The sequence below is a fragment of the Pseudomonas sp. zfem003 genome, assembly GCF_032621675.1.
Classification (GTDB): Bacteria; Pseudomonadota; Gammaproteobacteria; order Pseudomonadales; family Pseudomonadaceae; genus Metapseudomonas; species Metapseudomonas otitidis.
Map to the genome: position 1 here is coordinate 63863 of NZ_JAVYJG010000003.1, position 13042 is coordinate 76904.

10 protein-coding genes are annotated in these 13042 nt (G+C 67.6%); 1 reads left to right on the top strand and 9 read right to left on the bottom strand.

The features are described from left to right. Position 1: 1 nt before the first annotated feature. The 9 genes from prfH to RTK35_RS06460 form a co-directional block, all read right to left on the bottom strand. Positions 2–616 (bottom strand): peptide chain release factor H, encoded by a 615-nt coding sequence (gene prfH / locus RTK35_RS06420; RefSeq protein ID WP_316907643.1) that lies wholly within the window; start codon positions 614–616, stop codon positions 2–4. Beyond that, positions 616–1752: an RNA ligase RtcB family protein gene (locus RTK35_RS06425; RefSeq protein WP_316907644.1), complete on the bottom strand. Its 1137-nt coding sequence runs from the start codon at positions 1750–1752 to the stop codon at positions 616–618. Before RTK35_RS06425 ends, prfH begins: the two co-directional genes overlap by 1 nt. Before the next feature lie 654 nt (positions 1753–2406). Continuing rightward, the gene (locus RTK35_RS06430; RefSeq protein WP_182851336.1) at positions 2407–3303 is read right to left on the bottom strand and encodes a peptidoglycan DD-metalloendopeptidase family protein; all 897 of its coding nucleotides are present in this window, start codon (positions 3301–3303) and stop codon (positions 2407–2409) included. Positions 3304–3427: 124 nt separating this feature from the next. Further along, positions 3428–4342 (bottom strand): response regulator, encoded by a 915-nt coding sequence (locus tag RTK35_RS06435; RefSeq protein WP_044403466.1) that lies wholly within the window; start codon positions 4340–4342, stop codon positions 3428–3430. A gap of 130 nt (positions 4343–4472) precedes the next feature. Then, the gene (gene phoU, locus RTK35_RS06440; RefSeq protein ID WP_044403468.1) at positions 4473–5204 is read right to left on the bottom strand and encodes a phosphate signaling complex protein PhoU; all 732 of its coding nucleotides are present in this window, start codon (positions 5202–5204) and stop codon (positions 4473–4475) included. Positions 5205–5307: 103 nt separating this feature from the next. Next, complete coding sequence (pstB, locus tag RTK35_RS06445) at positions 5308–6141, bottom strand: phosphate ABC transporter ATP-binding protein PstB (protein ID WP_044403471.1); 834 nt, start codon at positions 6139–6141, stop codon at positions 5308–5310. 79 nt (positions 6142–6220) lie between these two features. After that, positions 6221–7837, bottom strand: coding sequence for a phosphate ABC transporter permease PstA (gene pstA, locus RTK35_RS06450; protein WP_142016543.1), 1617 nt, complete (start codon positions 7835–7837; stop codon positions 6221–6223). Positions 7838–7999: 162 nt separating this feature from the next. Then, positions 8000–9976, bottom strand: coding sequence for an ABC transporter permease subunit (locus RTK35_RS06455; protein ID WP_316907813.1), 1977 nt, complete (start codon positions 9974–9976; stop codon positions 8000–8002). Positions 9977–10458: 482 nt separating this feature from the next. Beyond that, positions 10459–11430, bottom strand: coding sequence for a phosphate ABC transporter substrate-binding protein PstS (locus RTK35_RS06460; protein WP_107329905.1), 972 nt, complete (start codon positions 11428–11430; stop codon positions 10459–10461). Positions 11431–11608: 178 nt separating this feature from the next. Between RTK35_RS06460 and RTK35_RS06465 the strand changes: the two genes are divergently transcribed. Then, positions 11609–12913, top strand: a complete 1305-nt coding sequence (locus RTK35_RS06465) for a sorbosone dehydrogenase family protein (protein WP_316907645.1) — start codon at positions 11609–11611, stop codon at positions 12911–12913. The last annotated feature ends 129 nt before the right edge of the window (positions 12914–13042 follow it).

The following is a 13042-nucleotide window of genomic DNA, read 5'->3' on the forward strand; positions in this document are numbered from 1 at the left end:
TTCACACCGGCTCGAACCGCTCGCCCTTGAAGCAGCGCACCGGGTTGCCCCGCTCCACCCGGTGGTGGAACAGGCGGCGCTCCGCGCGCAGGGCGCCGTCCGCCTCGTCGGCCCGTTGCGCCAGGCGCTGGCCGATGAGGAGGATGGCCAGGCGCTTGTTGGCGTGCTGGCTGCGCTCGCTCTGCACCTTGACGCTGATGCCGCTGGCCAGGTGGGTGGCGCGCACTGCCGAGTCGGTGGTGTTGACGTGTTGCCCGCCGGGGCCGGAGGCGCGCAGGGCCTCGAAGCGGATCTCGCCTTCGAGGCTGGCCGGCGGCGAGGCGAAGCGGGCCCCGCCGAAGAACCAGTTCTTGCGCCCATGGTTGGGCCGGTAGGGGCTGGGGCAGGTCCATTGCAGGGTGCCTTCCCAGTCCCGGGCGAGGCCGTCGGCCTGGTCGCCGTCCAGGGCCAGGAGGGCGGAGACGAGGGTGCCGCGCCGGGCACCCTCCTCCCGCTCCAGTACCTGGACGCGCACCTGCCGCTGCGTGGCTTCGTGCATCAGCCGCTGCAGCGCCTTGGCCACGGCCAGGGCGCATTCGTCCGGTCCCTGGGCCGCCGAGAGTTGCAGGAGGATCATCAGCAGCACCCTCCGCGCGTCTTGTAGGTCAGCACCGGCTTGAGCCGCGCCAGCACCTGCACCAGCCCGGCATCGCGCAGGGCGCCGACCACCGAGTCGATGGCCTTGTAGGCTTCCGGCGCTTCCTCGTAGATCAGCGCGCGGTCGGCGCAGATCACCCGGCTGCCGAGGACGGTGCGTTCCAGCTGCTCGACGCTGTAGCGCTTGGCGAGGCGGTCCTTGCACTCGCTGCGCATCCACTTGCGCCCGGCGCCGTGGGCCAGGGAGTTGAGGCTGCGCTCGTCGGGCACCGGGGCCACCAGGTAGCTGTAGTCACCCCGGGAACCGGGGATGACCATCACGCCCTGGTCGGCGGGGGTGGCGCCCTTGCGGTGCAGCCAGCCGTCGACGCCGCCGATGGTCGCGGCGGAGACGAGGTTGTGGTTCACGTCCAGCAGTTGTTCGCCGTCTGCACGCAGGCGGTCGAGGATGCGTCGGGCGATCAGTTGCCGGTTGGCTTCGGCGAAGCGCAGGGCGCCGTCGTGGCGGGCCAGGTAGTGCTCGGCCTCCAGGCTGCCGGCTTCCAGGCCGGCGTGGCTGAAGCGGTCCACCTGCTCGCGCAGGATGGCTTCGCCCAGGCCGCGCGAGCCGCTGTGCACCAGCAGGAGCAGGTGCTTGCGGTCGATGCCCAAGGCCGCCAGGGCGTCGGCGTCGTAGGCTTCGTCGAGCTGCTGCAGCTCGGCGAAGTGGTTGCCGCCACCGATGGTGCCCAGGGAACGCTCGTGTCCGCAGGGCGGCAGGCCGAAGGCGGCAATCGCCTCGTGCCAGCTGCCGTCCAGCGGCGCGTCGAGGGAGCCCAGGCGCTTCTCCAGCTTGCCCAGGTGGAGCTTGGCGACGGGGATGTCGGTGCGCCAGAAGGCCATGCCGCAGCCGATGTCGTTGCCCACCAGGGCGGGGTAGAAACGGCCGCTGGAGAAGAACGCGGCGCCCACCGGGTAGCCGCGCCCCGGGTGCAGGTCCGGCATGCCGGCCACCCGTTGCATGCCCGGCAGGCGGGCGGTGGTTTCAAGTTGCTGGATCGCTTTTCCTTCGATCCAGGTGTCGTCCGCGGCGATCAGGGTGATGCCGTCGGCCAGATTGCGAATGCAAGTGCCCATGGTCCAATCCAAATGGGTTGAAACGAAAATGCTTGGATTTGGCAGGCCTGGGGCCGGGCGATGCGGAACCGTCGCGAAGAAGGACGGAAGGAGCGATTAAGCCAGGCGCGACCTGCAAGGGGTGATCAGTGTTTGCATGATGAACCTCCTTTGCTGTCGGGTTGGGGGGAAAGGCGCGCATCTTAGGCGCGCCGACCGGGGTGACGCAAGCGCTGTCATTGGCTCTTTCTGCGTTAGCTGTTGTGGTTTCAACTCAAGCGTTCTAGCACGGCCCTTCCCGGAATCCCTAGGGTTTGCGCGCTGGTTTGGTGCCCACATCGATGTGAGGATCCGAGCATCGATGTTGAAGCAGCCACCAAACGCCCCTTCCCAGGAGGCTGAGCGAATCGTCGTGGAAGGGGTTGAGCGACATGGATGTCGCGAGAGCAGCGATGGGCCAGGGATGGCCCTTCGCGGCGTGCCCCTGGAGCGATGATGGAGCGAGGGAAGTCTGGCTTCAGCCAGACCCGTATGGAGGGGCAAGCCCTTTTGGTTACTTTTCTGGCGATTGAGAAAAGTGACTCGCCCGGGAGGGCGAAACCAGAGTCACCCGCGAAGCTCGGCAATCAGCTGGGCTCAAATCTTCTAGCAACACTTAACGCAGACAGAGCGCTGTCATTCACCGCCAACGGCGAAGTTGGGCAGGCTGTCCACCGGCTGGGCGAAGTCGAAGGGGATGGACTCCAGGGCCAGGCCGACGTTGCGCTGGATGACGAAATGCAGGTGCGGGCCGGTGCTGTTGCCGGTGTTGCCGGAGCGGCCGATCTGCTCGCCGAGCACCACACGCTGGCCTTCCTGGACCTGCACCGAGCCCTTCATGAGGTGCAGGTAGACGCCCATGGTGCCGTCGTCGTGGAGGATGCGCACGAAGTTGCCGGAGGGGTTCTCGCCCCGGCCGCTCTGGCGGTTCTCGGTCTTGACCACCATGCCGGCGCGGGCGGCGACGATGGGCGTGCCCTCGGGCATGGCCACGTCCTGGGCATAGCGGCCCTTGGGGGTGAAGTGGCTGTACTGGCCGTTGGCGCCCTGGGTCAGGCGGAAGGGGCCACCGAGCCAAGGCAGCGGGTAGCGGTACAGCGAGGGTTGCTGCCGGGGGTCGCCCAGGGCGTAGCGCAGGCGCGGCTTGTAGCGCAGGGCCTTGCCGGGGTTCTCGGGGCTGAGGGTGACCAGGCGGATCTTGCTGCGCGGGGGGAGCACCCAGCGGATCGGCCGGCCAGGATCGCCGACGGCGTTGCTGACGTTCTCCAGGCTCAGCTCCACTTCCACCGGGGCGAACAGGTCGTTGCGCACCAGCAGGGTCTCGCCGGCGTCGTGTTTCTGGGTCTCCAGCTTCACCGAGCGGTCCAGCCGCTCCACCATGCGGTCGCGGAAGACGAACACCTGGGCGCCGGAGACGGCCTTGTCGGTGTAGGTCACCACGCCGTTGGCGTCGGTGTACTTGTAGATGGTCAGTGCGCTGGCGGGCATGGCGACCGCCAGCAAGCAGCAGAGGAGTAGAGCGCGCCCTGGCATGACTGCACGTTTCATGAGTGTTATGAGCTGGCAAGCCTAGCAGCGCCGCCGGTCCTGTGCGAGGCACCGGCAGTCGGGCTGTGACGGGGTTGGCTGGGGGCCGGTCCGGGCGGACCGGCGGGCATCAGGCGCCAGGGACGAAGTGCTTCTGGGCGGTGCCGCGGGCGATCAGGCGCGACAGGTAGTCGAGCTTCTGCGGGTCGCGGTCGACGAAGCGGAAGGTGAGCTGCAGCCACTCGCTGTCGGGCTTGGGCTCCAGCGCGGCGACGGCGTGCAGGTAGCCGTTGAGGCGCGCCACTTCGCCACCCTCGCCCTGCTCCAGGTCGAGCACGGCGCTTTCCAGCACCTGGGGCAGCGGGTCGCCGCGCTTCACCACCAGGTGGGCATCCTTGAGGCTGATGGTCTTGATCACGCAGGAGAGCACCGCCGAGGGCAGGCGCAGCTGGGCCTGGCCACGGCCGGCGGGCACCTTGGGCGCGGCGCTCTTGGCCGGCGCGGCGAAGGCAGCGGCGGCCTGGACCGCCGGCTTGGCGCCGGGGCTGCTGGGCTTGACCACGTCGGCGCCCTTGCCGCCGGTCAGCGCGGCCAGGGAGTCGTTGGCGAAGCCGCCGGTGCTGAGCATCTTGGGCGGCGCGGAGGCGGCCAGGGCTTCGAGGCGGCCAGCACGGGCCAGCTGCTTCTTGACCTTGGTGACCAGCTGGTCATTGGAGAAGGGCTTGCCGATGTAGTCGGAGACGCCGGCCTGGATGGCCTGCACCACGTTCTCCTTGTCGCCACGGCTGGTGACCATGACGAAGGGCGTGGTCTTGTGGCTTTCCTCGGCGCGGCACCAGGTGAGTAGCTCAAGGCCGGACATCTCCGGCATCTCCCAGTCGCAGAGGATCAGGTCCACCGACGAGCGGCTGAGCATCTGCTGGGCCTTGCGGCCGTTCACCGCTTCTTCGATCTGGATACCCGGGAAATGGTCGCGCAGGCCCTTTTTCACCAGGTCACGAATAAAGGACGCGTCGTCCACCACCAGCACAGTAACTTTGCTCATCAACCACTCCTCTCAGACCGGACCTAAGCATAGCTGCGGGCGATAGCGCTGTGCCAAATAGAATGCGCCCCGGGCAAGCCGGGGCGCGACGGGTCCAGCGGGAAAAGGGCGACCGGTCCGTAGGCGAAGCTTACTCGGACTTGGCCGAGCCCTTCACCTCTTCCTGCATGCGGGCCAGGCCCATGTGGCGCACGTCGGTGCCGCGAACCAGGTAGATCACCAGTTCGGCGATGTTGCGCGCGTGGTCACCGATGCGTTCCAGCGAGCGCAGGGCCCAGATGACGTTGAGCACGCGGCTGATGGCGCGGGGGTCTTCCATCATGTAGGTGACCAGCTCGCGCAGGGCGGTCTTGTACTCGCGGTCGATGTTCTTGTCGTACTGGGCCACCGACAGGGCCAGGTCGGCGTCGAAGCGGGCGAAGGCGTCCAGCGCCTCCTGGACCATCTTGCGCACCTGGTCACCGATGTGGCGCACCTCGACGTAGCCACGGGGCGAGACGCCCTCTTCGCAAAGCTGGATGGCGCGGCGGGCGATCTTCGAGGATTCGTCGCCGATGCGCTCCAGGTCGATCACCGACTTGGAGATGCTGATGATCAGGCGCAGGTCGGAGGCGGCCGGCTGGCGACGGGCGAGGATGCGCACGCACTCCTCGTCGATGTTGCGCTCCATCTGGTTGATCTGGTCGTCGATCTCGCGCACCTGCTGGGCCAGGCCCGAGTCGGCGTCGATCAGCGCGGTGACGGCGTCGTTCACCTGCTTCTCCACCAGGCCGCCCATGGCCAGGAGGTGGCTGCGCACCTCTTCCAGCTCGGCGTTGAACTGCTGGGAGATGTGGTGGGTAAGGCTGTCTTTGTCGATCATTGTTCGCTCCGCGAAAGCTGCAGGCTCCACGCCGCCAGCTACAGGTCATTCGTGTTGTCCGGGTCCACCCGTGGGCGCCCGCGCAGGCGGGCCGCCCCGGCCACTAGCCGTAGCGGCCGGTGATGTAGTCCTCGGTCTGCTTCTTGGCCGGGTTGGTGAACAGCGTATCGGTATCGCCGAACTCGATCAGCTTGCCCATGTACATGAACGCCGTGTAGTCGGAGACGCGCGCGGCCTGCTGCATGTTGTGGGTGACGATGACGATGGTGTACTTGCTCTTCAGCTCGTAGATCAGCTCTTCCACCTTGAGGGTGGAGATCGGGTCGAGGGCCGAGCAGGGCTCGTCGAGCAGCAGCACTTCAGGCTCGACCGCGATGGTGCGGGCGATGACCAGGCGCTGCTGCTGGCCGCCGGAGAGGCCGAGGGCGGACTCGTGCAGGCGGTCCTTGACCTCGTCCCACAGGGCGGCGCCCTTCAGGGCCCACTCGACGGCTTCGTCGAGCACGCGCTTCTTGTTGATGCCCTGGATGCGCAGGCCGTAGACGACGTTCTCGTAGATGCTCTTGGGGAAGGGGTTGGGCTTCTGGAACACCATGCCGACGCGGCGGCGCAGCTCGGCCACTTCCTCGCCCTTGCGGTAGATGTTGTTGCCGTCCAGGCGGATCTCGCCGTCCACGCGGCAGCCGTCCACCAGGTCGTTCATGCGGTTGAAGCAGCGCAGCAGGGTCGATTTGCCGCAGCCGGACGGGCCGATGAAAGCGGTCACGCGCTGCTTGGGGATGTTCATCCGCACGTCGTAGAGGGCCTGCTTCTCGCCGTAGAACAGGTTCAGGCCCGGCACTTCCAGGGCGACGGTCTCGTCGGCCAGGTTCAGGCTCTGCTTGCCGCGGCCCAGGGCGGAGATGTTGACGCCGTGGCTGTGGGTCTCGTGTTGCATGGTCTCGCTCCGTTCGTAGCCGGTGGCTACGCGCTCAGGTATTCAGGCGCGGCGGCCCTGGGGGCCGCCGGGCGTTCGATCAGTTTTCCAGCGCCTTGTACTTCTCGCGCAGGTGGTTGCGGATGGCCACGGCCGAGAAGTTCAGCAGGGCGATCACCAGCACCAGCAGCAGTGCGGTGGCGTACACCAGCGGGCGGGCGGCCTCGACGTTGGGGCTCTGGAAGCCGACGTCGTAGATGTGGAAGCCCAGGTGCATGATCTTCTGGTCCAGGTGCAGGTACGGGTAGTTGCCGTCCACCGGCAGGCTCGGCGCCAGCTTCACCACGCCCACCAGCATCAGCGGCGCCACTTCGCCGGCGGCGCGGGCCACGGCGAGGATCAGGCCGGTCATCATGGCCGGGCTGGCCATGGGCAGGACGATCTTCCACAGGGTCTCGGCCTTGGTCGCGCCGAGGGCCAGGGAGCCTTCACGCACCGCACGGGGGATGCGTGCCAGGCCTTCCTCGGTGGCGACGATCACCACCGGCACGGCGAGGATCGCCAGGGTCAGCGAGGCCCAGAGCAGGCCCGGGGTGCCGAAGGTCGGCGCCGGGGCGGCCTCGGGGAAGAACATACGGTCCAGCGAGCCGCCCACCACGTAGACGAAGAAGCCCAGGCCGAACACGCCGTAGACGATGGCGGGGACGCCGGCCAGGTTGTTCACGGCGATGCGGATGACGCGGGTCAGCACGCCCTGCTTGGCGTACTCGCGCAGGTAGATGGCGGCCACCACACCGAAGGGGGTGACGATCACGGCCATGATGAGGGTCATCATCACGGTGCCGAAGATGGCCGGGAAGATGCCGCCCTCGGTGTTGGCTTCACGCGGGTCGTCGGCGAGGAATTCCCAGAGCTTCTTGAAGTAGAAGCCCAGCTTGTCCATCACGCCCATGGCGTTGGGCTGGTAGGCGTGCACCACCTTGCCCAGGGTGATTTCCTGCTCCTGGCCACCGGCTTCGCGCACCACCACGCTGTCGCGGTTGAAGGCCTGGTGCAGCTCGGTCAGCTGGCCTTCGAGGGTCTTGTAGCGGGCGTCCAGCTCGGCGCGGCGCGCGGCCAGGTCGGCCTGGGCCACGGCGTCCAGCTCACCCTTGAGTTCCAGCTTGCGGCCTTCCAGGCGCAGGCGTTCGAGGCCGTGGTTGATGCCGCCGATCTCCTTCTTCTCCAGCCGGTAGAGCTGAGCGTAGAGGTCGTCGACGCGCTTGAGGCGCTCCTGCAGCACCGGCATGGCGGCCTCGCCTTCAGCGATCACCTTGCCGTTCTCCTTCACGCTCACCAGGCGGCCGTAGAAGTTGCCCCACTCGCGGCGCTCCATGGCGATCAGGTCGGCAGGCTTCTGCAGGTCCTTCAGCCACTCGCCCACCACCCAGGTGAAATCCGCGCCGTAGACCTCGCGGTTGCCCACCTTGAGCAGCTCGCGGGTCATGAACTCGGGGCTGTCGTCCTGCACCGGCAGGCCGGCGCTCTTGAGGCGCGCGCTGGGCACTTCCTCGATCTGCACGGCCTCGCCGATCACCGCCTTGGGGGCCTGGCCGGGGATGCTGTACTGCGCTTCGACCAGGTCGGCCGGCCAGAAGTGGCCGAGGCCGCGCACGGCGATCACCGAGAGCAGGCCGATGGTCATGATGACGGCGATGGCCACGGCGCCACCGCTCATCCAGACGCCCGGTGCGCCGCTCTCGAACCAGTTCTTGAGGGAAACCTTTTTCACGGATGTCTCCAACTCGTGAGTCTTCCAGTGCCTCCCGCCCGGGGCCGGAGGCGCTTGTTTGTCCACACCCCCTCCCGCCGGGAGGGGGCCGTCGCGGCGCGGGCCGCCTTACAGGGATGCGTACTTCTTGCGCAGGCGCTGGCGGATCAGTTCGGCCAGGGTGTTCATCACGAAGGTGAACATCAGCAGCACCAGCGCGGCGAGGAACAGCACGCGGTAGTGCGAGCCGCCCACTTCGGATTCCGGCATCTCCACCGCGACGTTGGCCGCCAGGGTGCGCATGCCTTCGAAGAGGTTCACCTCCATCACCGGGGTGTTGCCGGTGGCCATCAGCACGATCATGGTCTCGCCCACGGCGCGCCCGAGGCCGATCATCAGCGCCGAGAAGATGCCCGGGCTGGCGGTGAGGATCACCACCCGGGTCAGGGTCTGCCAGGGCGTGGCGCCCAGGGCCAGGGAGCCGTAGGTGAGGCTCTTGGGCACGCTGAAGATGGCGTCTTCGGCGATGGAGAAGATGTTCGGGATCACCGCGAAGCCCATGGCCAGGCCGACGATCAGGGCGTTGCGCTGGTCGTAGGTGATGCCCAGGTCGTTGCTGATCCACAGGCGCATGTCACCGCCGAAGAACCAGGTCTCCAGCAGCGGGCTCATGCCCAGGGCGAACCAGCCCACCAGCAGCACGACGGGGATCAGGATGGCGGCTTCGAAGCCGTCCGGCACGCGCAGGCGCACCGACTCCGGCATGCGGCTCCAGATGAAGCCGGCCAGCAGGATGCCGATGGGGGTCAGCAGCAGCAGGCTGAAGATGCCCGGCAGGTGGCCTTCGACGTAGGGCGCCAGGAACAGGCCGGCGAAGAAGCCGAGGATCACCGTGGGCAGCGCTTCCATCAGTTCGATCACCGGCTTGACCTTGCGGCGCATGCCGGGGGCCATGAAGTAGGCGGTGTAGATGGCGGCGGCGATGGCCAGCGGAGCGGCCAGCAGCATGGCGTAGAAGGCGGCCTTGAGGGTGCCGAAGGTCAGCGGCGCCAGGCTCAGCTTGGGCTCGAAGTCGGTGTTGGCGGCGGTGGACTGCCAGACGTACTTCGGTGCGTCGTAGCTCTCGTACCAGACCTTGCCCCACAGCGCGCTCCAGGAGACTTCCGGGTGCGGGTTGGACAGGCGGAACGGCAGGAACTTGCCATCGGCCTCCACCACCACGCGGTTGGCGCGGGGCGACAGGGCCAGCATGCCGGCGCCTTCGGTCACAGGCTCGATCAGCAGGGTGCGTTCGGCGGTGCTGTGGAAGACGCCGAGCTTGCCGCTGGCATCCAGGCCGAGGAAGCCCTTGCGGCGCTCCTCCGGGGCGATCTGCACCACCGGGGCGCTGCCCAGCTGGAAGCTGCGGATGTGGGTCAGGCGCGCTTCGCCGTCGGCACCACGGACCATGAACCACTGGCCGATGCTGCCCTTGGAGTCGCCCACCATGAGGGAGATGCCACCCAGCAGCAGGGCGCTGGCGGTGGTTTCGCGGTCGCCGTCCTCGAACAGCTTGTAGCGGCCGTTGAGGGCATGCTCACGCAGGCTGAAGACATCGGCCTGGGCACGCCCGTTGATCACGTACAGCCACTGCTGGCGCGGGTCGACATAGATGGCCTTGATCGGCTCGACCATCTGCGGCAGGGCGATGGCGTTCTGCTCGACGGTGGTCTCGCCGGTGAGCATGTTCTCCTGGCTCACCAGCTCCTGCACGTAGAGCTGGTTGCCGGTGGAGCCGGCCAGGACCAGGGTCTCGTCGTTCTGGTTGACGGCCACGTGCTCCAGCGGCTTGCCCTCGGGGTTCAGCGCCATGGGCTTGTCGCCGAAGGGGTAGTCGATGCGCGGGGTGATCACGCGCTTGTTGTCCGGGTAGGTCACCTGGTAGCTGTGCTTGAACAGCAGCACCTGGCCGTTGGACAGACCGAGGGCCACCAGCGGCTGGCCGGGCTGGTCCTGGCCGATGGAGGCGACGCTGACACCTTCCGGCAGCGGCAGGGCGACGCGCTGGAGTTCGGCGCCGTCCTTCGTGGCGAAGAACACCACCTCGCCCTTGTCGGAAACGCGCATGCCCACCTGGTTCTGCTCTTCCAGGGTCAGCAACAGCGGCTTGCCGGTCTCCTGTTGCAGCCAGGCCGGGGCCTGCACCTGCTTCGCGGTCAGCTCGGCGCCCTTGAACAGGGGCAGCACCACGTAGGCGAGGTAGAAGAAGATCAGGGTGATGGCCGCGAGGACCGCGAGGCCGCCCACCAGCACGTACCAGCGGGTCAGGTTGTCTTTCAGCGCGCGGATGCGACGCTTGCGCTGCAGCGCCGGCGTATTGAAGTCGATGCGCGCGGGGGGATTCGTCGAGGTCATGGGGGAACTGGCCAGGTCATTCATGGGGCACACCCTAAAGCCTTCGTATGACAGAAAGATGACAGCGTGGTGACGCAACGAAGCCCGCCCGGGGCGTGATGCCGGGGGCGGGCCTTCGCGCCGGGGATCACCCGACGCCGTCGCATCCTTGCGGGGCGGCCGATGGGGTAGGCCGCCCCTTCATCTGTCCTGGATTACAGGCCCAGATCCTTCAGGGTCTTCTCGGCCACCTTGGCCGGCAGCGGGATGTAGCCGTCTTTCACCACAACCTGCTGACCCTGCTGGGACAGCACCAGCTTGATGAACTCGGCTTCCAGCGGGGCCAGAGGCTTGTTCGGGGCCTTGTTGACGTAGACGTAGAGGAAGCGGGACAGCGGGTAGCTGCCGTTCAGGGCGTTCTGCTCGTTGTCTTCGATGAACTCGCCGCCTTCCTTCTTGGCCAGGGCCACGGTCTTCACGCTGGACGTCTTGTAGCCGATACCGGAGTAGCCGATGCCGTTCAGGGACTGGCTGATGGACTGCACCACGGAGGCGGAGCCCGGCTGCTCGTTGACGTTGGCCTTGAAGTCGCCTTTGCACAGGGCTTCTTCCTTGAAGTAGCCGTAGGTGCCGGATACCGAGTTGCGGCCGAACAGCTGGATCGGCTTGTCGGCCAGGTCGCCGGTCACGCCCAGCTCACCCCAGGTCTTGATGTTGCTCTTGCCACCGCACAGGCGGTTGGCGGAGAAGATGGCGTCGACCTGCTGCATGGTCAGGCCTTTGATGGGGTTGTCCTTGTGCACGAAGATCGCCAGGGCGTCGACGGCCACCGGGACGGCGGTGGGCTTGTAGCCGTACTTCTGCTCGAAGGCCTGCAGCTCGACGTCCTTCATCTTGCGGCTCATCGGGCCGAGGTTGGCGGTGCCCTCGGTCAGGGCCGGCGGCGCGGTGGAGGAACCGGCAGCCTGGATCTGGATGTTCACGTTGGGGTATTCGCGCTTGTACGCTTCGGCCCACAGGGTCATCAGGTTGGCCAGGGTGTCCGAACCGACGCTGGAGAGGTTGCCCGACACACCGGTGGTCTTGGTGTAGGACGGGATGGACGGGTCGACGGCGGCAACCGCGCTGGCGGTGGCAACGCCGGCGGCGACGAAGGTCAGGGCCGCCATCAAACGCTTCAGTTTCATGCCTTGCTCCTAGCAGAGGATAGGGTTGGATGAGTCGGGGGCCAGTATCGGAAGGCCGTGTGAACACTCTATGACCCGAATATGACAATTGGATGAATGGCCATCATGCCGGTCCAACCCCTGGCGACCGCCACTCATCCCGACAGGAAGCCCACCAGGCCCGCTCAAGGAGAACCCCATGAAAGCGCTGCACCTGCTGCCCCTCAGCCTCGCCGTCCTCTGCGCCGCCTGCGGCGAGCGTGCCGCCCTGCAGGTGGCCGACGGCACCGGCCCCACCCCGCAATTGCCCGCGCCGAACAAGACCCTGGTCCCCACGGTGAACATCGCCCCCGCCACCGGCTGGCCCGCAGGCGGCCGTCCCCAGGCCGCCCAGGGCACCGAGGTGAAGGCCTTCGCCGAAGGCCTGGACCACCCGCGCTGGCTGTACCTGCTGCCCAACGGCGACGTGCTGGTGGCCGAGAGCAACGCCCCGGCCAGTGACGGCGGTTTCAGCCTCAAGGGCTGGATCGCCGGCAAGATCATGGAGAAGGCCGGCGCCCGCACCCCCAGCGCCGACCGCATCACCCTGCTGCGGGACACCGACGGCGACGGCGTGGCCGACCTGAAGACGCCCTTCCTGGAAAACCTGCATTCGCCCTTCGGCATGGCCCTGGTGGACGACACCCTGTATGTCGCCAACGCCGACGCCTTGGTGAAGGTGCCCTACCAGCCCGGCCAGACCCGCATCGACGCCACGCCGCAGCAGGTCACCGACCTGCCGGCGGGCATCAACCACCACTGGACCAAGAACGTCATCGCCAGCCGCGACGGCACCCGGCTCTATGTCACCGTCGGCTCCAACAGCAACGTCGGCGAGAACGGCCTGGAGATGGAGCAAGGCCGCGCCGCGATCTGGGAAGTGGACCGCGCCAGCGGCACCAAGCGCCTGTTCGCCGGTGGCCTGCGCAACCCCAACGGCCTGGCCTGGGAGCCAGACAGCGGCGCGCTGTGGACGGCGGTGAACGAGCGTGACGAGATCGGCAGCGACCTGGTGCCCGACTACATCACCTCGGTGAAGGACGGCGGCTTCTACGGCTGGCCCTGGAGCTACTACGGCCAGCACGTCGACGAGCGCGTGCAACCGGCCAACCCGGAGAAGGTCGCCAGCGCCCTGGTGCCGGACTACGCCCTGGGCCCGCACACCGCCTCCCTCGGCATCGCCTTCGGCCGCGGCAGCGCCCTGCCGGATTTCCAGAACGGCCTGTTCGTCGCCCAGCACGGCTCCTGGAACCGCAAACCCCACAGCGGCTACAAGGTGATCTTCGTGCCCTTCAAGGACGGCAAGCCCAATGGCCAGCCGGTGGACGTGCTGACCGGCTTCCTCGACGCCGACGGCAACGCCCAGGGCCGCCCCGTGGACGTGCGCCTGGACGCCCAGGGCGCCCTGCTGGTGACCGACGACGTCGGCAACACGGTCTGGCGGGTGACCCCCACCGCCCGGTGATAACCGGGCCAGCCCCGCAGCGCATAGAACCGGTCGTAGGATGTGGTGAGCTCAGCGAACCGCATCGCCGCCCCGTACGTGGGGCCATGTAGGGGTGGGCCGGGCGGCGTTCCGCTTCAGCCCACCCGC